Genomic DNA, 21,972 nt, shown 5'->3' with positions numbered 1-21,972 from the left:
CTGCTAGCGCTAGCAGCCCCGCTAGCACCCGATCCCAAACATCACCTGGGCTCTAGCAACTAGCAGCCCACGGCCTCGTGCACCCAAAAACGCCTGAGGAGGCGTCCGTGGACCCCCACGTCACCGCCGCTAGCCTGCCCGTCCTCGCCCTATTGGCCGTCACTCTCGGTTACGCGGTCGGCTGCTGGATCTGGCCGTTCCGGGCCTGCCGCCGCTGCGCCGGCACCGGCAAACGCCGCTCCCCGTCCGGCCGCGGCATCCGGCTGTGCCGCCGCTGCCGGGGCACCGGCCTGCGCCTGCGCGCCGGCCGCTGGATCTACAACCAGCTCACCCGCCTGCGTAAGGACGGCACCCGATGACCCGCCGCCCTCGCTGCCCGGACTGGTGTGCCGGTGGCCACCGCTGCGGACTCGGCGAGCACCGATCCGACCCCATCAGCATCACGATCCCCGGCGCCGGCACCGCCGTGCTCACCCGCGTGCGCGCCGCCGACGGCACCGACCACGCCGACATCCGGTTGTCCGCCGCGCTGCCCGCCGACGAGCCCGCCGCCCGGCTACGCCTCGCAGCCCTGCTCACCCACCTACGGACCCTGATCGGCCCGCCGCGCGCCGCCCGCCGTGCTGCCTGAGCGAACGGAGGACCCCGCATGAACATCGTCAGCAAGGCCGCGCTGTGCCGGGTGGCGCTGGACGCCGCCGCGCGCGGCTGGCACGTCTTTCCGTTGCGCCACAACGACAAGCGGCCCGCCTTCCCCGACCACGCCGCCGAGCACTGCACCGGCCGCGACCCGCGCTGCCGCGCCGTCGGGACCCACGTCGGTTGGGAGGCCCGCGCCACCACCGACCCCGACCGGATCACCCGCGCTTGGCGCATCACCTCGTTCAACGTTGGGATCGCGTGCGGCCCGTCCGGGCTGGTCGTGGTCGACCTCGATGTACCCAAGCCGGGCCAGACTCCGCCGCCGGAGGCCGGCCCGTGCGGCGACGGCGACGCTGTGTTCGCCGGTATGTGCCATCGCGCCGGCCAGCCCTACCCGGCCGACACCTACGCCGTCACCACCGGGCGCGGCGGCACCCACCTGTACTACCGCCACCCCGACACCGGCCCGCAGCTGCGGAACACCGCCGGGCTGCTGGGCTGGCTGATCGACACCCGCGCCCACGGCGGCTACGTCGTCGCCGCCGGCAGCGTCGCCGGCAGCTACCCCTACACCGTCGCCCGCGACGCCGACCCCGCCCCGCTGCCCGCGTGGCTGGCCGACAGGCTCACGCCCACACCTCTGCCACCGCAGCAACCCGTCGCGGTGGAGCTGGGCACCGGGCGGCAGGCCGCCTACCTTGACGCCGCGATCGGACACAGTCTCGACGCCATCGCCGCCGCCCCGGACGGCACGCTCAACCGCACCCTCTACGGCGCGGCGGTCGCGCTCGGCCAACTCGTTGCCGGGGGCGCCCTGGACGCCGCCGACACCGAGGAACTGCTGCTACGCGCCGCCGTCGCCAAGGGCCACCCGGTCGCGGGCGCCCGGCGCACCATCCACTCCGGCTTCCGCGCCGGGGCCAACCGGCCGCGGAGCGTGGCGGCATGAGCGGGCCGCTGTTCATGCTCGGCACCCACCAACCGGGCTGGCTGGCCAAGCCCGAGGTTGCCGCCGCGCAGGTGGCGCTGTTCGTGTCCGACCGCCGGTTGCGCGTCTACAAGCGGCTGCCGGTCGCAGCTGCGCCGTGGGCGTGCGACTCGGGCGGGTTCACCGAGTTGCAGACGTGCGGCCGGTGGACCGTGACCCCGGCCGCGTACGTGGCCCGGCTACGCCGTTACCGCGACGAGATCGGCAACCTGATGTGGGCTGCCCCGCAGGACTGGATGTGCGAACCGATTGTCATCAACGGCGGCCGGGTGGGGCCGGTCGTCTTCGCCGGTACCCGGCTGTCGGTGGCCGAACATCAGCGCCGCACCGTGGCCAACTTCGCGCAGCTGCGCGACCTGGCCCCCGAGCTGCCGGTGATTCCGGTCGTGCAGGGCTTCACCCGCGATGACTACCTGCGCTGCGTCGACCTGTACTGGACCCTCGCCCGCGTCGACCTCACCGCCGCGCCGCTGGTCGGCCTCGGGTCGGTCTGCCGCCGGCAAGGCACCGCCGAGGCCGGACGCATCATCGCCGCCCTGCACACCGCCGGAGTCACCCGACTACACGGGTTCGGGTTCAAAATCCTCGGCCTCACCGGGCACGGGAGCCGGCTGACCTCGGCCGACTCCATGGCGTGGTCGGTAGACGCCCGCCGCCGCGGCCGACCGTTACCCGGCTGCACCGCACATGCCAACTGCGCCAACTGCCTGCGCTTCGCCCTGCTCTGGCGCACCAACGTCCTCACCGCCGCGCACACCCACAGCGACCAACCGGCCCTGTTCGACCTGGAGGCAGCCGCATGACCAGTCCGGAGCAGGCACCCCGTCTGCACATCGTGGACGCCGACGACGCCGCCGAAGTTCTGACACCGCAACCGGTGTCGGCCCGGCGCGGCCCGGCCCGGCTGCCCACCTCGTGGAGCGCGGCCGACCTCATGGCGATGGAGTTCCCGCCGCCGAACTGGGCCGTACCCGGCGTACTCGCCGAGGGCGTCAACCTGCTCGCCGGCCCGCCGAAGGTCGGCAAGTCGTGGCTGTCGCTCGGCCTCGGCTTGGCCGTCGCGGCCGGTGGTTACGCGTTCGACTCCATCCCGGTCGACGGCGGCCCGGTGCTCTACCTCGCGCTGGAAGACACCCCGCGCCGGTTGCAGTCGCGCATGGGAAAGATCCTCGGCGGTCAGCCGGCCCCGGCCGGGCTCACCCTCGCCGTCGCGTGCCCGCCGCTGACCCAAGGTGGGGATGAAGCCATCGCGGCGTGGCTGGACCGCAACCGCGACGCCCGCATGGTCTGCATCGACGTGTTCGCCAAGATTCGCGGCATGTCCCCGCCGGGGGCCTCGGCGTACGACGCTGACTATGCCGCCGTCGGGCGGATCAAGAAAGTGGCCGACGCCTACGGCGTCGCGATTCTCCTGGTTCACCACGTGCGCAAGGCCAGCTCGGATGACTTCCTCGCCGAGGTGTCCGGTACCAACGGCATCGCAGGGGCCGCCGACGCCACCCTCGTACTCAAGCGGGCACGCGGCGAGGCCGGCGGGGCGCTGCACGTCACCGGCCGCGACGTGGAAGAGGCCGAGTACGCCTTGGATTTCCAGCCCGCGTCCGGGGCGTGGCGGCTACTCGACGGGCCGCCCGAGGACTACACCCGCAGCGACACCCGCGCCGCCATCACCCGCTACCTGCGCGCCCATCCCGCCAGCACGCCGAAGGCGATCGCGGAGGGCACCGGGCTCAACGCCGCCACGATCCGCCAGACCTGTACCCGGATGCTCGCCGACGCGCAGGTGACCTGCGACGCCGCCGGCCGGTACGCCCTGCCGCCGAGTGACACAACCGACCTGGCCGGCACTGTCACTCGTGTCACTCGTGTCACTCAACCCATGTTGACCTGCGGAAACGGTTCTGATCATGAGTGACACCCGAGTGACAAGATCAGCCGCCCGTCGCCCGGCGGTCGCCGAGCGAGGCCCGCAGATTCGCGGATGCGGGGTTACCGGTACCTATCACACCAAACACGCACAGATCTTGGCTCTCCGTGGCTCTCAGCGGGCTCCCTACGGCCCGCTAAGAGCATCGACCCCCGCCACTTCCCCGCAGACCCCCGCGACCGGAAAGGCGCCCACCGTGCGAACCAGTCCGCCCGACAGGGCCGCTCAGAAGACGACCGGCCTCGCCGCTGTGCCCGCGACCCGTGCCGGTGGCCGTCAGCAGCGAAGCGCCAACCCTAGGCACCTGACGATCGCCGAGGTATGCGAGGACCTCGGCATCACCCGGTCGACCTTCTACGACTGGCGGACGAAGCGGAAGGCGCCCCCGTGCCTCAAGCTGCCCAACGGCGACCTCCGCATCCGCCGCAGCGACTACGAGAACTGGCTCGCATCCCTGGAAGAGGAGGCCGCCTGATGGGCAACACGTACGACGTTCGGATCTGGAAGACCGAGGTCTACAAGGGAGCGCGGGGCAACACCTACTGGGTGCGATGGGGCGTGGCCGGCAAGCCATGGAAGGAGCCGTTCAAGCAAAAGGCGCTAGCCGAGAGCTTCCGCTCCGAGCTGGTGTCGGCGGCCAGGAAAGGCGAGGCCTTCGATACCGAGTCGGGCCGCCCGGTGTCGATGCGGCGGGCAGCCGGTGACATGTCGTGGTACGAGTTCGCCTGCGCGTACGTCGACATGAAGTGGCCCCGCGTAGCGGCCACTACCCGCCGCACCCACGCCGAGGCGCTGACCGCGGTGACGACCGCGATGTTCGTCAACGACAAGGGCAAGCCGGATGACAAGCTAATCCGGTCGGCGCTGTGCCGCTGGGCATTCAACACCAACAAGCGCAACGACCCTGACTGCCCCTCCGACATTCGCAGCGCGCTGCGGTGGGTCCAAACCCACACGCGGCCGGTATCGGCGCTCAGCAAACCGGAGGTGCTGCGGCCGGTACTGGACGCCCTGACCGTACGACTCGACGGCGGCCCGGCCGCGCCGAGCGTGGTCAGTCGGAAACGGAAGATCCTCAACGCCGCCGCCGAATACGCGGTCGAGGTAAAGCTCTTGAGCACCAATCCGATACCGGCTCTGAAGTGGACCGCGCCGAAGACGGTGCATGCCGTCGACCGCCGATCCGTAGCCAACCCGATTCAGGCCCGCACGCTGCTCAACGCCGTACGCGCACAGCAGCGCAGCGGCCCCCGCCTGGTCGCCTTCTTCGGCTGCCTCTACTTCGCGGCGCTTAGACCCGAAGAGGCGGTCAGCCTCGCCAGGCACAACCTGGCCCTCCCGGCCGAGGGGTGGGGAGAGCTGCACCTGGACGTGGCCGAGCCGCACGCTGGCAAGGAGTGGACCGACAGCGGGAAGAACCGCGACCGGCGACAACTCAAGCAGCGAGCACGCGGCGAGATTCGGACGGTGCCGTGCCCACCGGAGTTGACCGCGCTCCTGCATGAGCACATCGACCGTTTCGGTACGGCGCCGGACGGCCGGCTGTTCACGGGCGAGCGTAACCACGGCGAGCTGCCGAAGCTGACCATCGTCCGTGCCTGGCAGAGGGCACGCGCCGAGGTGTTCGCGCCCGAGGTTGCAGCATCGCCGCTGGCCCGGACGCCGTACGACCTGCGGCATGCGGCAGTGTCGACCTGGCTCAACGGGGGAGTGCCGCCAACCCAGGTTGCAGAGTGGGCCGGTCACTCAGTCGAGATCCTTCTGAAGATCTACGCCAAGTGCCTCGACGGCGGGGGTGAGGTGCTACGCCAGCGGATACAGGCCGCGCTTGGCCATCCAATGTCCCATGCGGGTTGACGGTCCGATGAGCGAAGGGGTGCAAGTTGTTCTGATCGACAACAGTCGATTGTATGACTGAGTGCCGACGGTCATCACTGTCACTACCCGTAACCGGAAAACGGGGCTAGTAGGAGCGGGCCGCCCTCGAAAATGTGTCGCGAGTCACAGTCAATCCTCGGTGTGGCTACGCGTTGTGGCGCAGCGTCCGTGACTATGCTCAGCCGTGCTGCGAAGCGTTTAGCACGGCTGAGCCTGCTGTCAAGAGGCAGCTGAGGCGCATAAGACGTTAAAAGGGGCAAGATTTATTACGCTGAGTAACGTTAAGCGCCGCGGTTCCTTACTTGCGCTGCCTTGCCCGACCCGCTGCAATGAGTAACCGGCGCGGATGACCCCAAGCCAATCAAAGAACGGAGCCTGAGGGATCAGCTCAGGCTCCGCGGGGCTCCGCGTGTCACGTAGTGGGTACGCGTTGGAGGAGCCGTCATGACGGTATCAACTCAGCAAGAGGCCGGCAAAGAGCAGCGCGAAGCGGCTGGCCGTAGTCCCAGTGGTGTCGGTCGTCGCGGGGGGAAGTCGCTTGACTACCTACGGGCAGCCACACGTCTCATCGTGGCGCTGACATCGTTGGTGATCGCGATCACCGGGCTCTTGGCTCTGTGGTTCAGGAGCTAGCGCCTGCTGAACTTCGGCATGTATTCGGCAAGACCAGTCGGTGACCGCCGGGTACAGCCGGATACAGCCGGACAGACGAGAGAAGCCCTTGACCGGGTAACCCCTGGTCAAGGGCTTCTTTTGGCTGTTCAGCGTTGGTGCCCCCGGCAGGATTCGAACCTGCGCACCCGCCTCCGGAGGGCGGTGCTCTATCCCCTGAGCTACGGGGGCCCTGGCGACCACAGAACTGTAGCAGAGGCGCGACGCGACCTGCGCGCCGGATCGCGGTGCACCCCCAGCGGCCTGCTACCCGGTACCCAGACGAGAATACTGCCTGTTCAGGGGACTTGCTCCCGCCTCGCCTCCCGGCAGGATCTCCCTCTGCAACCAATGTGCTCCCGGGAGGCAACCATGACGAGCTACCGCATCGCCGCGGTGGCGGCGGTCAGTGCCGCTAGTGCGGCCCTGTCCGTGCTCGCGTACGCCCCTCCGCTCGTCACCTGGGCGAAGCACAACGTCGTCCAGGCCGACCGCAGAGCCGCACAGGCCGATCGCAAAGAGGTCGAGGCAGGCCAGCCGCCTCAACGATCATGAAGACGAGCTGGATGATGAAGCACAGCTACTGGGTGGGCTTGGCGCCCAGCCGCGCCAGGATGCTGTTGAAGATGTTGATCTCGTTCTGCTGACCCGACTTCATCGACTGCACCAGCATGAGGATGTCGGGGTTGTCGCTCTGCTTCAGGATCTCGTCGGCCATGTGGATGCCGCCCAGGTGGTGCCGGGTCATCAGCTGGCAGAAGAGGATGTCGAAGTCCTTGCCGGTGGCCGTGTTGAGCTTGGTCAGCTCCTCGTCCGAGGCCATGCCCGGCATGCGGCCGTCCTGGCTCATCATGGCCGAGCCGCCGGGCATCCAGGACATCGGCGGATTGATACTGGTGCGGCTGACGTGCCACTTGTCCAGCCAGGCCTTCATCATGCCCCGTTGGTTCTCCTGGGTCAGGGCGATGTCGTACCCCTCTTTGCGCACCTCGGGGTCGGTGGCCTTCTGGTAGGCCAGCATGCCCATCTCGACGGCCTGCGCGTGGTGCAGCGACATGTCGCGGACGAAGCCCGCCTCGGGTGAGTTGTCGCCGGGGGAGTAGAGCCCTGCGGAGACGACGCCGGAGGCGTACGTCAGGAGCAGCACCGCCACCGCGGCGAGCCCGGCCAGTAGGAGCCGGACCCGCCGCGATGACGGGACGATCGCGGCGGACATCAGCCGGTGCCGCCAGGCTGTACGGCGCCACCGCCCGGCATGCCGCCGTTCGGGTCGGTCTGGGCGGGCGCGAGGTCGCGCGGCGTGGTACCGGTCTCGGTGATGTAGCTACCGGCCGAGCAGGTCGCGCCCTGCTCCATGCTGGAGACCTCGCGCAGCGCCTTGATGAAGTCGTCGATCCGCTGGTCGCTGGCGTTGTCGACCTTGAGCTGGTAGCCCCAGGTCTGCACCGAGATCGGCGAGCTCTGGTCCGGGTCCGGGCTCATCAGCGTGTAGTCGTGGCCCTTGACCTTCTTGGCGAGCTCGTCGACCTGAGCCTTGGGCAGGTCCGGCTTGTACGTGATCCAGATCGCCCCGTGCTCCATGCTGTGCACGGCGTGCTCGTTCGCGATCGGCGCGCTGTAGACGTCGCCGAGGCAGCGCTGCCAGTTGTCGTTGTGCGCGCCGCCCACCGGAGGCGCCATCGGGTAGCTGATCTTACCCGGCTGGTGCTTCTCGTACTTGAGCATGTTCGGGTTCGACTTGCGGAAGTTCTGGATCCCGGAGATCTTCGCCGCCCGGTCCTCCCACGACATGCCGTTCTGGTAGACCTGGTAGGCGCCGAAGCTGATGATGCCCAGCGCGATGAGGCCGACCGCGGCGAACATGCCGATCGGTCCCCAGTTGCGACCCTGGTTGACCTTGACCGGGGTCACCGGCCGGCGTCCGCCGCCCTTGCCGCCCGCAGCCGGACGGGCGCCCTTGTTTGCGGCGCCAGACTTGGCTGAGCCGGACGCACCCGGCGTAGACTTGGTCGAACCGGACTTCTCGGTCGGACCGTCCTTGGGCTTGCCGCCCGGCTTGATGCTCGACGGTCGGCGGCTGCCGCCGCCGTGCGGCGTACTGATGCTCATAGGGCCTCATCAACATGGGTGGTCGGGGAGTCGGACCCGGGGCGTCCGGCGGCGTCCCGCAATATGACCAGCACATTGGGTCGCCGCCAGATTGAGGAGTCTACCCTCGATAGCATTACTCGGTGACTCCCGCCGACCTTGCCGCAACCATTCTCGACGCCGCTCGCACCGTATTGACCGAGCGCGGCCTCGACGCGTCCGTCCTTCCCGCGACGACCACCGTCGAGCGACCCCGCAATCCCGAGCACGGGGACTATGCCTCCACGCTGGCCCTGCAGGTCGCGAAGCGGGTGGGTGCCAACCCCCGGGAGCTCGCCACGGCCATCGCCGGGCAGCTGGAGCGCGTCGACGGCATCAAGGCCGCCGAGATCGCAGGTCCGGGCTTCCTCAACATCCGGCTCGACCCGGCCGCCACGGGCCGGCTGGCCCGCGTCGTGGTCGAGGCCGGCCGAGAGTACGGGCGGACCGCCGCCCTCGCCGGCCAGACGATCAACCTGGAGTTCGTGTCGGCCAACCCGACCGGCCCCGTCCACATCGGCGGGGTGCGCTGGGCCGCCGTCGGTGACGCCCTGAGCCGGCTGCTGCGCGCGGTCGGGGCGCAGGTGGGCACCGAGTACTACTTCAACGACGCCGGCGCCCAGATCGACCGGTTCGCCGCGTCGCTGCTGGCCGCGGCGAAGGGCGAGCCGACGCCGGAGGGCGGCTACGGCGGCGCGTACATCAACGACATCGCCCAGGCGGTGCTGGCCAAGCGCCCCGACGCGCTGGGCGCGCCCGACCCGCAGGAGATCTTCCGGGTCGAGGGCATCGCGCTGATGTTCGACGAGATCAAGGAGTCGCTGGCGCAGTTCGGCGTGCACTTCGACCGGTACTTCAACGAGAAGGACCTGCACGAGCGGGGCGAGCTTCAGCAGGCGCTGGACCGGCTGCGCGAACAGGGCCACGTGTACGAGGCCGAGGGTGCGACCTGGCTGCGCACCACCGACTTCGGTGACGACAAGGACCGGGTGCTGCGCAAGTCCGACGGCTCCTGGACGTACTTCGCCGCGGACTGCGCGTACTACCTGGACAAGCGGGAGCGCGGCTTCGACCGGGTCGTGATCATGCTCGGCGCCGACCATCACGGGTACATCGGCCGGATGAAGGCCATGGCGGCGTGCTTCGGCGACGACCCGGACCGCAACCTGGAGATCCTGATCGGCCAGATGGTCAACCTGGTACGGGAGGGCCAGCCGGTCCGCATGAGCAAGCGCGCCGGCACCGTGGTGACCATGGAGGACCTGGTCGAGGCGATCGGCGTCGACGCGGCCCGGTACGCCCTGGGGCGGTACTCGGTCGACTCGCCGATCGACATCGACATCGAGCTGTGGACCCGACGCAGCAACGACAACCCGGTCTTCTACGTGCAGTACGCGCACGCCCGCATCGCGAGTCTGCTGCGTAACGCCGACGAACTGGGCGTTACGCGCGGAGACGACTACGATCCGTCATTGCTCAGCCACGAGAAGGAGAACGAGCTACTCAAGGCGCTCGGCGAGTTCCCGGCGATCGTGACGGCCGCCGCGGAGCTGCGGGAGCCGCACCGGGTGGCCCGCTACCTCGAGGAGACGCTGGCGCCGGCGTACCACAAGTTCTACGACTCGTGCCGCGTTCTGCCTCAGGGCGATGAAGAGGCGACCGACCTGACAAGGGCGAGGCTCTGGCTGGTGGAGGCCGCCCGGACCGTGTTCGCCAACGGGCTCGAACTGCTGGGCGTCTCCGCCCCGGAACGGATGTAGAGAAGGAATGCGCGCACACGAAGCAGGGGCACTGCACGCCGACATCGGCCACCGGGGGCCGGGCTGGCTGCGTACCCCCGAAGACGTCAACGCCCTCATGCCGCTGCTCTGGCCGCGGACGGTGACCCGCGGCGACGCCGGCGCCCTGACCGTCGGCGGCCTGGACGTCCGGGAGATCGCGGAGGAGTACGGCACCCCGGCGTACATCCTCGACGAGGCCGACTTCCGGGCCCGCTGCCGCGACTTCCGGGCGGCCTTCGACGACTGTGACGTGTACTACGCCGGCAAGGCGTTCCTGTGCCGCGCCGTGGTCGGGATCATCGCGGAGGAGGGGCTCTTCCTCGACGTCTGCTCCGGCGGTGAGCTGGCGGTGGCGCTGACCGCCGGGTTCCCGCCCGAGCGGCTGGGCTTCCACGGCAACAACAAGTCGGTCGCCGAGCTGACCCGGGCGGTCGAGGCCGGGGTGGGCCGGATCATCGTCGACTCGTTCCACGAGATCGACCGGCTGACGGCCATCGCGCGGGAGCGCGGGGTACGCCCCGGCGTGCTGATCCGGGTGACGGTCGGCGTCGAGGCGCACACCCACGAGTACATCGCGACCGCGCACGAGGACCAGAAGTTCGGCTTCTCGCTGGCCGGCGGCGCCGCGCTCGCCGCCGCACTCAAGATCATTGACGAGGACGTCCTGGACCTGCGCGGGCTGCACTCGCACATCGGCTCGCAGATCTTCGACACCGGCGGCTTCGAGGTGTCGGCGCGGCGGGTGCTGGGCCTACAGTCGCAGATCCGCGACGCGCGCGGCGTCGAACTGCCCGAACTCGACCTGGGCGGCGGCTTCGGCATCGCGTACACCAGCCAGGACGACCCGGCCGAGCCCGGCGACCTGGCCAAGCGCATCCGCAAGATCGTCGAGGACGAGTGCGAGGCCGACCGGCTGACCATGCCGAGGCTGTCGATCGAGCCCGGCCGGGCCATCGTCGGCCCGGCGGTGTTCACGCTGTACGAGGTCGGCACCGTCAAGGACGTCGACGGGATCCGCAGTTACGTCAGCGTCGACGGCGGCATGAGCGACAACATCCGTACCGCCCTGTACGACGCGTCGTACTCGTGCACGGTCGCCGGCCGCGCCTCGGCCGCCGGACCGATGCTCGCCCGCGTGGTGGGAAAGCATTGTGAGGCCGGGGACATCGTCGTGAAGGATGAATTCCTGCCGGCCGACGTCCAGCCGGGAGATCTTCTCGCCGTACCGGGCACAGGGGCGTACTGCCGGAGCATGGCGAGCAACTACAACCACGTGCCCCGGCCGCCGGTCGTGGCTGTCGCCGAAGGTACCGCCCGGCTGGTCGTCCGGCGGGAGACCGAGGACGACCTTCTCGCGTTGGACATGGGGTGAGCATGGATCCGGTCAGGGTTGCGCTTCTCGGCTGCGGCACGGTCGGTACCGAGGTGGTGCGCCTGCTGCACGAGCAGGCCGCCGACCTGACCGCCCGGATCGGCGCCCCGCTGCAACTGGTCGGCGTCGCCGTGCGCCGCCCCACCCGCGAGCGGGGCGACCTGCCGGTCGACCCGGCCCTGTTCACGACCGACGCACTGGGGCTGGTCAAGCGCGAGGACGTCGACGTGGTCGTGGAGGTCGTGGGTGGCATCGAGCCGTCCCGTACCTGGCTGGTCGAGGCGCTGCGGGCCGGTAAGAGCGTGGTGACCGCGAACAAGGCGCTGCTGGCCGAGGACGGCCCGACGCTGCACGCCGCGGCCGTGGACGGGCACGCCGACCTCTACTACGAGGCGTCCGTCGCCGGTGCGATCCCGCTGCTGCGGCCCCTGCGCGAGTCGCTGCACGGCGACCGCATCACCCGGGTCACCGGCATCGTCAACGGCACCACCAACTTCATCCTGTCGGCGATGGACGAAAGCGGCGCCGGCTTCTCCGAGGCGCTCGACGAGGCGACCGTGCTCGGGTACGCCGAGGCCGACCCCACCGCCGACGTGGAGGGCTTCGACGCCGCCGCGAAGGCGGCCATCCTCGCGTCGCTGGCCTTCCACACCCGGGTACGAGCCGCCGACGTGTACCGCGAGGGCATCACCGAGGTCAGCGCGGCCGACGTGGCCAGCGCGAAGGCGATGGGCTGCACGATCAAGCTGCTCTGCCTGGCAGAACGCTCCGGTGACGCGGTGAGCGTGCGGGTGCACCCGGCGATGATCCCGCGTACCCATCCGCTGGCCAGCGTGGGCGACGCGTTCAACGCCGTTTTCGTCGAGGCGCAGGCGGCCGGGCAGCTCATGTTCTACGGCCCCGGCGCCGGCGGCGCCCCGACCGCGAGCGCCGTGCTCGGCGACATCGTCGCCGTCGCCCGCAACCGCCTCGCCGGAGTCCGGGCGGCCAGCGAGTCCGCCTACGCCGATCTGCGCATCCGCCCGATCGGCGAGGTCACCACCCGGTACCACATCAGCCTGGACGTGGCCGACCGGGCCGGCGTGTTGGCCGCGGTGGCCGGGGTATTCGCGGACCACGGCGTGAGCATCGCCACGGTCCACCAGTCGGGGCGCGGCAACGAGGCCGTACTCGTGATCGTCACCCACCGGGCGCCGGACGCGGCTCTGGCCGCGACCGTCGCCGAACTGCGCGGCCTGGACATCGTCCGGTCGGTCGCCAGCGTTCTGCGCGTCGAAGGGGAGTAGCCATGTGGCGCGGATTGATCGAGCGGTACCGGGACCGTCTGCCGGTGACCGAGTCCACCCCGGTGGTGACCCTGCTGGAGGGGAACACGCCGCTGGTACCGGCGCCTGAGCTGTCCGCACGGCTCGACTGCGACGTGTACCTCAAGGTCGAGGGCGCCAACCCGACCGGCTCGTTCAAGGACCGGGGCATGACGATGGCCGTCTCCAAGGCGGTCGAGTCCGGCGCGAAGGCGGTCATCTGCGCCTCGACCGGTAACACCTCGGCGTCGGCGGCGGCGTACGCGGCCCGCGCCGGTCTCACCTGCGCGGTCCTGGTACCCAGCGGCAAGATCGCGATGGGCAAGCTGGCCCAGGCGCTCGTGCACGGCGCCCGGCTGCTCCAGGTCAACGGCAACTTCGACGACTGCCTCGCGCTCGCGTCGAAGCTGTCCATCGACTACCCGGTAGCGCTGGTCAATTCGGTCAACCCGGACCGGCTGGAGGGGCAGAAGACCGCCTCGTTCGAGATCGTGGAGGCGCTCGGGAACGCCCCCGACATCCACTGCCTGCCGGTCGGCAACGCCGGCAACATCACCGCGTACTGGATGGGCTACAACGAGGCGTTCAACGCCGGCGAGGCGAGCCGTAAGCCGAAGATGTACGGCTTCCAGGCCTCCGGCGCCGCGCCGATCGTGAACGGCGCCGTGGTACGCGAGCCCTCGACGATCGCCACCGCGATCCGGATTGGCAACCCGGCGTCCTGGACGAGGGCGGTGGACGCGCGCGACCAGTCGGGCGGCCTGATCCACGCGGTCAGCGACCGGGACATCCTCAACGCGTACCGGCTGCTGGCCCGCAAGGTCGGCGTCTTCGTCGAGCTGGGGAGCGCGGCGAGCGTCGCCGGGCTGCTCCAGTCGGCCGAGGCCGGCCTGGTGCCGCGGGGCTCCACGGTCGTCTGCACCGTCACCGGCCACGGCCTCAAGGACCCGGAGTGGGCGATCTCGACCGCCCCCGCGCCGACCACCATCCCGGCCGACGCGTTCGCGGCCGCCCGGGAGCTCGGCCTCGCTTGATCCTTTCCGTCCTCCGCCGCAACCGGGATTTCCGCCACCTGTTCGCCGCCGAACTGGTCATGTTCGGCGGCGACTGGTTCGTCATGGTCCCGCTGCTGGTCCTGCTGCCCAAGCTGACCGGCAGCGGGCTGTGGGGCGGGCTGGTGCTCGCCGTCGACACCGGCATCCAGGCGGTACTGCTGCCGTTCGCCGGTACCGTCGCCGACCGGTTCGACCGCCGGCGGATCATGCTGGTGTCCAGCGCCGCCAGCATCCTGGCCGTCGCCGCGCTGCTGCTCGTACGGTCGCCGGGCACCGCCTGGATCGCGCCCGCCGCCGTCGCCGCGCTGGCCGTCGCGAAGGCGTTCTACACCCCGGCCGCCTCCGCGGCGCTGCCCAACCTCGTCGAGCCCGTGGACCTGGCCACCGCGAACGCGATCGCGGGCTCGGCGTGGGGCACGATGGCCGTCGTCGCCGCCTCGCTCGGTGGCGTGCTCGCCGCTCACGTCGGCGCGTACGCCTGCTTCGTCATCACCGCGGTCTGCCTTGCGGCGGCGACGGCGCTGGTATGGCTGGTCCGCCGGCCGATGCAGGCCGGCTCCGCACGACCGGCGGTACGGACGTTCGCCGCCATCGGGGAGGCGCTGCGCTACATCCGGGCCCGGCCGCGGGTCGCGTCGCTGGTGACCGTCCAGTCCGGAGTGGGGCTGGGCAACGGCGTGCTCACGGCGTTCCCGCTGCTCACCACGGCCGTCTTCGCCGCGGGCGCGACCGGTACCGGCGCGCTGTTCGCCGCCCGCGGGCTGGGCGCGGTCATCGGGCCGCTGCTGCTGCGGCGGGTACTGGCGGACCGGCCCTGGCTGCTGCCGGGGATGGCGGTCTCCATGGCCACCTATGGGCTGGCGTACTTCGGAGTCGCGGTGGTGCCGTGGTTCTGGCTGGTCGTGGTGCTGGTCGTGCTGGCGCACACGGGCGGTGGCGGCAACTGGGCGATGGCGACCTACGCCCTGCAGTCGGAGGTGCCGGACGGGTTGCGGGGCCGGGTGCTCGCGACGAATTACATGATCACGACGGTGGCTATCACCATCAGCCAGCTGCTGGTCAGCGTGTTCATCGACCACGTCAACACCCGGGTCCTGATCGCCTGCTGCGGTGCGGTCACGCTCGGGTACGCGGTCTGCTGGCGCCTGGTGACCCGGCGGGTACTGCGGCGGCTCGACTCGTCGCAGCCGATGGCGACGTCCACGCAGTGACCCGGTGGTGATCACCATGCGGGCGGTGCGCGGGTCGGTGAGCGGTGCCGCCGCGTCGGTTGCCTAGCATGGCGGCATGGCACTGCTGACCGACCCGGTATCGGTACGGGTACCCGCCACCAGCGCAAACCTGGGGCCAGGCTTCGACGCGCTCGGGCTCGCGCTCGCGTGCCACGACGAGGTGACGGCGCGGGTCACGGCGGGCGGCGTCAGCGTCGAAGTGACCGGCGAGGGCGAGGGCGACCTGCCGACCGACGCCGATCACCTGGTGGTGCGCTCGATGAAGGCAACCTTCGACGAGCTGGGCGAACACCCGAGCGGGCTGGCGCTGCGGTGCCACAACCGCATACCGCAGGCGCGGGGGCTCGGATCGTCCTCGGCGGCCATCGTGGCCGGAATACTCGCAGGCCGGGCGCTTGTTGTGGATGGTGCAGCCCGGATGTCCGACGAGGCGGTACTACGGCTCGCCGCTCGGCTGGAAGGGCACCCCGACAACGTCGCGCCCTGCTTGCTGGGCGGGTTCACGATCGCCTGGACGCAGGACGACGGGGCGCGCGCGGTCCGCGAGGACCCGGCGCCCGCCATCCGTCCGGTGGTGTTCGTGCCGTCCGAGCGCGGACTGACCGAGGTCGCCCGTGCGGCCCTGCCGGAATCGGTACCGCACGGCGACGCCGCCTTCAACGCCGGCCGTTCGGCGTTGCTGGTACACGCCGTTACCAGAGCCCCTGAGCTGCTGTTTCCCGCCACGGAGGACCGGCTGCACCAGCCGTACCGGGCGTCCGGAGCGCCGGCCAGCGCGGCCCTGGTCGCGCAACTGCGCGCCGAGGGCATCCCCGCCGTGATCAGCGGCGCCGGCCCGACCGTGCTGGCGCTGGTGACGGACGGATGGACGTCGCCGCTGGTACCGGGCTGGAAGGTGTGGCCCCTCGACATCGACACGAGGGGGGCGACAGTGACGAGCAGCACGAGATCGGGTACCCTTGGACACGCCGAGCGGGACTCTGTTGCCGCAGGTTGGGCCGGTTGACTACGCTCTAGAGCTAGTAGCCGCTTCAAGTGCGGCGATCTCGAGCGGGCGGCGTACCCCAATTTACCCGTGGCACCTCATTGCTAAAGCCCCGGCCGCCAACCGCAGTCTCCACGGATCGCCTGCATTGGCGGGGCTTGACCGCACGGGTGGCCCGGCCTCCGCACGGCTGCACAGACTCCCGTAACGCCCACGCGAAGCGGGTGTATCCGCGGACCGCCCCGGCCGTCGAATCTCGACCCGGGCAGTCCCGGCCTATCGAGGGAAGGAATCCATTGAGCGACACTACCGACGTGACGTCGGACGTCTCTGGCGACCGCTCGTCGGTCGTGGCCGAGAGCGCTGAGCGTACGGGTGCCCCCCGCCGTCGGCGCACCGGCAGCGGACTGTCCGCGATGCTACTGCCTGAGTTGCAGAATCTGGCCTCGTCGCTCGGCATCTCCGGCATCGCCCGCATGCGTAAGGGCGAGCTGGTTGCCGCAATCCAGGACAAGCAGAGCGGTGACACGCGGACGCCGGGCGTTCGCGGTGAGGTCGCCGCCCGCGCGGAGGCCCCCCGCGCGGAGGTACGGGCCGAGGTGCGCGCCGACGAGAGTGGCGACACCGAGGAGCGGCCCGGCCGCAGGGCCAGCCGACCGGCGGGTCCGCCGGAGCCGCGGGCGGCTACCGAAGACAAGATCGAGCGGGTCCGCACGCGCGCCCGCACCGAGACGACCGAGCGGGCCGACGCGAGCGCCCGCACCGAGACCGTCGAGCGCACCGAGCGGCACGACGACGCCGGCGAGCGGACCGACCGGGCCGAGCGTGGTGACCGGGCCGAGCGCGGCGACCGGGCCGAGCGCGGCGACCGGGCCGAGCGTGGTGACCGTGCCGAGCGCGGCGAGCGTGGCGAGCGTGGTGACCGTGCCGAGCGTGGTGACCGTGCCGAGCGTGGTGACCGTGCCGAGCGCGGCGAGCGTGGCGAGCGTGGTGACCGTGCCGAGCGCGGCGACCGGGCCGAGCGTGGTGAGCGCGGCGGCCGTAACGGCCGGACCGACGACCGCGGCGGCCGTGGTGAGCGCGCCGAGCGCGGTGACGTCCGTAACGACGCCCGTGACGACGACGATGACGAGAGCGGTGGCCGGCGCAGCCGGCGCAGCCGCTTCCGGGACCGTCGGCGCGGCGGCCGTGGTGAGCGCGAAGGCGGAGGCGGCGGCGAGCCGCAGACGAACGAGGACGACGTGCTCGTCCCGGTGGCCGGCATCCTCGACGTGCTCGAGAACTACGGCTTCATCCGGACCACGGGTTACCTGGCCGGCTCCAACGACGTGTACGTCTCCATGTCGCAGGTCAAGAAGTACGGTCTGCGCCGTGGTGACGCGGTCACCGGCGCCGTGCGCCAGGCCCGTGACGGCGGCGGCGAGCGGCGCGACAAGTACAACCCGCTGGTGCGGCTGGACACCGTCAACGGGATGGAGCCTGAGGAGGCGCGTCGCCGTCCGGAGTACTACAAGCTGACGCCGCTGTACCCGCAGGAGCGGTTGCGGTTGGAGACCGAGCCGCACATCCTGACCACCCGCGTCATCGACCTGGTGATGCCGGTCGGCAAGGGTCAGCGTGCACTGATCGTCTCGCCGCCGAAGGCGGGTAAGACGATGGTGCTGCAGTCGATCGCGAACGCGATCACCCGTAACAACCCGGAGTGCCACCTGATGGTGGTGCTGGTCGACGAGCGCCCCGAAGAGGTCACCGACATGCAGCGGTCGGTGAAGGGCGAGGTCATCGCCTCGACGTTCGACCGGCCGCCGGGCGACCACACCATGGTCGCCGAGCTGGCGATCGAGCGGGCCAAGCGCCTGGTCGAGCTGGGCCACGACGTGGTCGTGCTGCTCGACTCGATCACCCGCCTGGGCCGGGCGTACAACCTCGAGGCCAAGGTCAGCGGCCGGATCCTCTCCGGTGGTATCGACTCGACGGCGCTGTACCCGCCCAAGCGCTTCCTGGGTGCGGCCCGCAACATCGAGAACGGCGGCTCGCTGACGATCCTCGCCACCGCGCTGGTCGAGACCGGTTCGATGATGGACACGGTCATCTTCGAGGAGTTCAAGGGCACGGGTAACGCCGAGCTCAAGCTCGACCGCAAGATCGCTGACAAGCGGGTGTTCCCGGCCATCGACATCGACGCGTCCGGCACCCGTAAGGAAGAGATCCTGATGGCGCCGGAAGAGGTCGTGATCGTGCACAAGCTCCGCAAGGTGCTGCACGCGCTCGACTCGCAGCAGGCGCTCGACCTGCTTCTGGACCGGCTCAAGAAGACCCGGACGAACATCGAGTTCCTGATGCAGATCGCCCAGTCGACGCCCGGCGAGTAACAGCACGTCGGAGAAGGGGCGGTCGCGCGAGGAGCGCGGCCGCCCCTTCTCCTTTCCCGGTTCTCCTGCCGGCCCCTCCCGGTGACGGGACAGGTCGCGGACCTGCGGAATGCCCCGGCCGCCGACGGCGTTGTGTACTCCGGGTGTGCTGAGCGGGTAGCACCGACACATCGGTCAAGCCGGCATGGCACACTGGTACGTCGGCCAGGTACCGGTTCACGCCCGAGCCGCCCCAGGCGGTGGTGCAGACGGCGACCCGGCGACCACACACGAGAGGACCGCCAGCTTTGAAGCCCAACGCTCACCCGCAGTACGACGTGACGCAGGTCACCTGCTCCTGCGGCAACACCTTCACCACTCGCAGTACGGCGAGCAACGGCCAGATCCACGTTGAGACCTGCAACGTGTGCCACCCGTTCTACACCGGTAAGCAGCGTGTCCTCGACACCGCCGGCCGGGTCGCCAAGTTCCAGCAGAAGTACGCCAAGGCTCAGGCCAAGAAGGCCGACAAGTAGCTGCGCCGACGGCGCCCGCACCGCGCTGCCCTCCGGGGCCGCGGGCGGGCGCCGTCTTCGTATTCAGCACCTCCGTAGACGTGACCGGGCCGGCCCAGATAGGAAGATGATGAACAGCGAGCGCCTGGAGTCCCTCCTCGCCGAGTATGCCGAGTTGGAGCAGCGCCTTGCCGACCCGGCCATCCACGCCGACCAGAACGCAGCCCGCAAGGTCGGTCGCAGGTTCGCCGAGCTCACCCCGATCGCGAAGACCGCGACCGAACTGGGGGAGGCCCGTGCCGACCTGACCGCCGCGCGCGAACTCGCCGCGGAAGACCCCGACTTCGCCGCCGAGGCCGCCGAGATCGAGGCGCGCTTGCCCGAGCTGGAGGAGCGGCTGGCGGAGCTGCTCATGCCGCGCGACCCCAACGACGCCAAGGACGTGATCCTGGAGATCAAGGCGGGAGAGGGCGGCGAGGAGTCGGCCCTGTTCGCCGGTGACCTGCTGCGGATGTACCTCCGGTACGCGGAGCGGCACGGCTGGGTCACCGAGGTGCTCGACTCCCAGGACTCCGACCTCGGCGGGTACAAGGACGTCGCGGTCGCGATCAAGACGCGCGGCATGCCCGAGGGCGGCCACGGCGTGTGGTCGCGGCTGAAGTGGGAGGGCGGCGTCCACCGCGTTCAGCGGGTACCCGTCACCGAGTCGCAGGGGCGCATCCACACCAGCGCCGCCGGCGTACTGGTCACGCCCGAGGCCGAGGAGGCCGAGGTCGAGATCGACGCGGGTGACCTGCGGATCGACGTGTTCCGCTCGTCGGGTCCCGGTGGGCAGAGCGTCAACACCACCGACTCGGCCGTGCGGATCACCCACATTCCGACCGGGATCGTTGTCTCCTGTCAGAACGAGCGTTCCCAGCTGCAGAACAAGGACCGGGCCATGCGCATGCTGCGGGCGAAGCTCGCGCAGCTGGCCGAGGAGCAGGCCGCCGCGGCCGCCTCCGACGCGCGCAAGGCGCAGGTCCGTACCGTCGACAGGTCCGAGCGGATCCGCACGTACAACTTCCCGCAGAACCGGGTTACCGACCACCGGATCGGGTACACCGCGTACAACCTCGACCTGGCGCTCGCCGGTGACATGGACGGGGTGCTCGAGGCTCTGACCGAGGCGGACCGGCAGGCCCGTCTCGCCGGAGAGACGCAGTTGGTGCGCAAGTAATCTCCGCCGATCAGCACGCTTCGCTGCCAGACAGCGATGATCGTGATCTGGGCCGCAATGCTTGATTGACGTCACCGTCACACTCGCGAAACCGGGGCTGGGCAGCATTGTGTCCGGTACGGTTTGTTGGGCATCAGTCTTCCCAGGGGGAAACCGCGGTCATGTCTTCGCCGATGCGGAACGCACCAGTCGATATCACTGCCGCCCCTCGCGCCGTGATCGGCGCTACGGCCGGCCTGATCTACCGTGTTGGTTGCTCCGTCCTGGGGCAGAGCCGGATCCCCACCGCGCAGGCGAACGCCTGGGCCGCGGTGTGCGCCGACCGGCAGCGGGCCCAGGAGCGCGCCGAACTCGAGCGCTGGCTCGCCACCGGCCGCCAGCGGCGCGACCGGTAGCGGTTCCGCCCGCACCCTCAGCAGGCCCGGGGCATCTCCTTGGCCTTCAGCATCTCGTGGTCGGCGGCCACGAACGCGTCGGCCACCGTGGTGAACGGGCCGTCCTCGGAGATCCCGGCCCAGCCGATCGTCACGCTGACCGGCGTACCGGGTACCAGCGACTCCCAGTCCTCACTGGACACCGCGGTGACGACCCGGCGGGCGATCTCGCTCGCCTCCTCCTGCGACGTCGTCGCGAGCACCACCACGAACTCGTCGCCGCCGTACCGGGCCACGAAGTCGCCCCGGCGCATCACCCGGTTGAGCACCCCGGCGACGCGTTGCAGAACGAGGTCGCCGGAGAGGTGCCCGTGAACGGTATTGACCGATTTGAAGCCGTCGAGGTCACAGACGCCGAGCACGAGAGACTCGCCCCTGGCGACCATGGCGTGCACGTACTGCTCCAGCGACCGCCGGTTGGGTAGCCCCGTCAGCGGGTCGGTGTTGGCCGCCCCGGCGTACCAGTCGGCGCGGCGGCGCAGGTCCTCCCGGTCGACGCGGGCGGCCATGCCCTCGACGAACAGGTCGCGCAGCTTCTCGTTGGAGCCGCCGGCGATGCGGAACGCCTGCCGGTCGGCGGAGTACGCGGAGCCCATGTCGCCGGCGGCGAGGTAGGCGAGGGCGCGCAGCCGGTGCCCCTCGGCGGCGCCCAGCGTCTCGTGGGACACCTGCGCCGTCTCCAACCGGGCGAGAGCCTCGATCGGCCGGTGCTCGGCGATGGCGAGGCACACGGCGCCGAGCACCGCGAAGTCCCGGGCCGTCACGGAGTCGTCCTCGGCCAGCAGCAGTACCCGCGGGTCGGTGTCGACCATAGGCCCGTGGTGGCCGAGCGCGGCGAGCCGGGCGATCGCGTACCCGTACGCCCGGAGGCTGATCGGGCGGAGCAGCTTCAGCTCGCCGCCCATCTGGCGCAGGCCGAGGTCGTGCACCACGTCGCGCAGGATCCGGGTGCAGCCCTCGGTGTCGCCGTGCTGGTCGAGGGAGACCGCGTGCCGCACCCGGATGCCGGGCGCGGCGAAGAAGCCGGTCTCCATCCCGAGCGAGCCGGCGATCGTACGGGTCCGTTCGATGGCGGCGAGCGCGTGACCGTGAAAGCCGGCGTACGAGTACGCCATGGCGAGGTTGTGCCAGGCCCGCACGATCTCGGAATCGGTCAGCTCGACGGCGTTGAGCGTGCGCGCCGCCAGGACGAGGTGCCACACGCACGTCTCCAGCGAGCGGTCGTGCAGCGCGATCACCGCGGCGTACGCGTGCAGCACGCCGGCGCGGGCGGGGTCGGGGTGGCCGCGGGCGGCTTCGAACGCCGCGTCCATGGCCGGGCCGTACTCGTCGCTGTACCGCAGGTTGATCAGCACGGCGAGGTACTGCGTCAGCGCGTCGGCCCGCTCGGCTCCGTCGGTGTTCGTGAGGATGCGTCCGATGAGCGCGCCCGCCTCGGTGCAGTGTCCCGCGAGAAGAAGCATGCGGACCTGCTCCAGTTCGACGGCGCTGTCAACGCCATGACCCACCCG

The 21,972-nt window shown here is 70.5% G+C and carries 21 protein-coding genes and 1 tRNA gene; 18 read left to right on the top strand and 4 right to left on the bottom strand.

Annotation, left to right across the window (positions count from 1 at the left end):
• Positions 1-107: 107 nt before the first annotated feature.
• From Pme01_RS02225 to Pme01_RS02195, 7 genes are all read left to right on the top strand, one after another.
• A complete protein-coding gene (locus tag Pme01_RS02225; RefSeq protein ID WP_168112904.1) occupies positions 108-359 on the top strand; it encodes a hypothetical protein in 252 nt (83 codons plus the stop codon).
• Complete coding sequence (locus Pme01_RS02220) at positions 356-631, top strand: hypothetical protein (protein WP_168112905.1); 276 nt, start codon at positions 356-358, stop codon at positions 629-631. The genes Pme01_RS02225 and Pme01_RS02220 overlap by 4 nt, the downstream gene beginning before the upstream one ends.
• Before the next feature lie 18 nt (positions 632-649).
• Complete coding sequence (locus tag Pme01_RS02215; protein WP_168112906.1) at positions 650-1,591, top strand: bifunctional DNA primase/polymerase; 942 nt, start codon at positions 650-652, stop codon at positions 1,589-1,591.
• Entirely contained in the window at positions 1,588-2,433 is an 846-nt protein-coding gene (locus Pme01_RS02210; RefSeq protein ID WP_168112907.1) for a deazapurine DNA modification protein DpdA family protein, read from the top strand. The genes Pme01_RS02215 and Pme01_RS02210 overlap by 4 nt, the downstream gene beginning before the upstream one ends.
• The gene (locus Pme01_RS02205; RefSeq protein WP_168112908.1) at positions 2,430-3,545 is read left to right on the top strand and encodes an AAA family ATPase; all 1,116 of its coding nucleotides are present in this window, start codon (positions 2,430-2,432) and stop codon (positions 3,543-3,545) included. The genes Pme01_RS02210 and Pme01_RS02205 overlap by 4 nt, the downstream gene beginning before the upstream one ends.
• Positions 3,546-3,753: 208 nt before the next feature.
• The gene (locus Pme01_RS30735) at positions 3,754-4,032 is read left to right on the top strand and encodes a helix-turn-helix transcriptional regulator (protein WP_239087969.1); all 279 of its coding nucleotides are present in this window, start codon (positions 3,754-3,756) and stop codon (positions 4,030-4,032) included.
• Positions 4,032-5,414, top strand: a complete 1,383-nt coding sequence (locus Pme01_RS02195; protein ID WP_168112910.1) for a tyrosine-type recombinase/integrase — start codon at positions 4,032-4,034, stop codon at positions 5,412-5,414. The genes Pme01_RS30735 and Pme01_RS02195 overlap by 1 nt, the downstream gene beginning before the upstream one ends.
• 789 nt (positions 5,415-6,203) lie before the next feature.
• Here Pme01_RS02195 and Pme01_RS02190 read toward each other — a convergent pair.
• A tRNA-Arg gene (locus Pme01_RS02190) sits at positions 6,204-6,278 on the bottom strand.
• Between the two features lie 180 nt (positions 6,279-6,458).
• Between Pme01_RS02190 and Pme01_RS02185 the strand changes: the two genes are divergently transcribed.
• Positions 6,459-6,641, top strand: a complete 183-nt coding sequence (locus tag Pme01_RS02185) for a hypothetical protein (protein WP_168112911.1) — start codon at positions 6,459-6,461, stop codon at positions 6,639-6,641.
• Between the two features lie 25 nt (positions 6,642-6,666).
• Here Pme01_RS02185 and Pme01_RS02180 read toward each other — a convergent pair whose 3' ends face one another.
• Positions 6,667-7,302 (bottom strand): DUF305 domain-containing protein, encoded by a 636-nt coding sequence (locus Pme01_RS02180; RefSeq protein WP_168112912.1) that lies wholly within the window; start codon positions 7,300-7,302, stop codon positions 6,667-6,669.
• Entirely contained in the window at positions 7,302-8,195 is an 894-nt protein-coding gene (locus Pme01_RS02175; protein WP_168112913.1) for a thioredoxin-like domain-containing protein, read from the bottom strand. The genes Pme01_RS02180 and Pme01_RS02175 overlap by 1 nt, the downstream gene beginning before the upstream one ends.
• Positions 8,196-8,317: 122 nt before the next feature.
• Between Pme01_RS02175 and argS the strand changes: the two genes are divergently transcribed.
• From argS to Pme01_RS02125, 10 genes are all read left to right on the top strand, one after another.
• A complete protein-coding gene (gene argS / locus Pme01_RS02170; protein ID WP_168112914.1) occupies positions 8,318-9,973 on the top strand; it encodes an arginine--tRNA ligase in 1,656 nt (551 codons plus the stop codon).
• Between the two features lie 7 nt (positions 9,974-9,980).
• The gene (lysA, locus tag Pme01_RS02165; protein WP_168112915.1) at positions 9,981-11,366 is read left to right on the top strand and encodes a diaminopimelate decarboxylase; all 1,386 of its coding nucleotides are present in this window, start codon (positions 9,981-9,983) and stop codon (positions 11,364-11,366) included.
• Between the two features lie 2 nt (positions 11,367-11,368).
• Positions 11,369-12,652, top strand: coding sequence for a homoserine dehydrogenase (locus tag Pme01_RS02160; RefSeq protein WP_168112916.1), 1,284 nt, complete (start codon positions 11,369-11,371; stop codon positions 12,650-12,652).
• A gap of 2 nt (positions 12,653-12,654) precedes the next feature.
• Positions 12,655-13,704: a threonine synthase gene (gene thrC / locus Pme01_RS02155; protein WP_168112917.1), complete on the top strand. Its 1,050-nt coding sequence runs from the start codon at positions 12,655-12,657 to the stop codon at positions 13,702-13,704.
• Complete coding sequence (locus Pme01_RS02150) at positions 13,701-14,936, top strand: MFS transporter (protein WP_239087968.1); 1,236 nt, start codon at positions 13,701-13,703, stop codon at positions 14,934-14,936. Before thrC ends, Pme01_RS02150 begins: the two co-directional genes overlap by 4 nt.
• Positions 14,937-15,012: 76 nt before the next feature.
• Positions 15,013-15,963, top strand: a complete 951-nt coding sequence (gene thrB / locus Pme01_RS02145; protein WP_168112918.1) for a homoserine kinase — start codon at positions 15,013-15,015, stop codon at positions 15,961-15,963.
• 275 nt (positions 15,964-16,238) lie between these two features.
• Positions 16,239-18,314, top strand: coding sequence for a transcription termination factor Rho (gene rho, locus Pme01_RS02140; RefSeq protein WP_168112919.1), 2,076 nt, complete (start codon positions 16,239-16,241; stop codon positions 18,312-18,314).
• A 287-nt stretch (positions 18,315-18,601) separates the two neighbouring features.
• A complete protein-coding gene (gene rpmE, locus Pme01_RS02135; RefSeq protein WP_168112920.1) occupies positions 18,602-18,829 on the top strand; it encodes a 50S ribosomal protein L31 in 228 nt (75 codons plus the stop codon).
• Positions 18,830-18,938: 109 nt separating this feature from the next.
• Positions 18,939-20,027, top strand: a complete 1,089-nt coding sequence (prfA, locus tag Pme01_RS02130) for a peptide chain release factor 1 (RefSeq protein ID WP_168112921.1) — start codon at positions 18,939-18,941, stop codon at positions 20,025-20,027.
• Positions 20,028-20,242: 215 nt separating this feature from the next.
• Positions 20,243-20,422, top strand: coding sequence for a hypothetical protein (locus Pme01_RS02125; protein ID WP_239087967.1), 180 nt, complete (start codon positions 20,243-20,245; stop codon positions 20,420-20,422).
• 17 nt (positions 20,423-20,439) lie between these two features.
• Here the strand turns inward: Pme01_RS02125 and Pme01_RS02120 are convergent, their stop codons facing one another.
• Positions 20,440-21,924 (bottom strand): GGDEF domain-containing protein, encoded by a 1,485-nt coding sequence (locus Pme01_RS02120; protein WP_240947657.1) that lies wholly within the window; start codon positions 21,922-21,924, stop codon positions 20,440-20,442.
• Positions 21,925-21,972: the final 48 nt, after the last annotated feature.

Origin of the sequence: Planosporangium mesophilum (assembly GCF_016863255.1) — a bacterium.
Lineage (GTDB): Bacteria > Actinomycetota > Actinomycetes > Mycobacteriales > Micromonosporaceae > Planosporangium > Planosporangium mesophilum.
The sequence above is the reverse complement of the archived record's forward strand: the minus strand, read 5'-3'. Positions and strand labels throughout refer to the sequence as shown.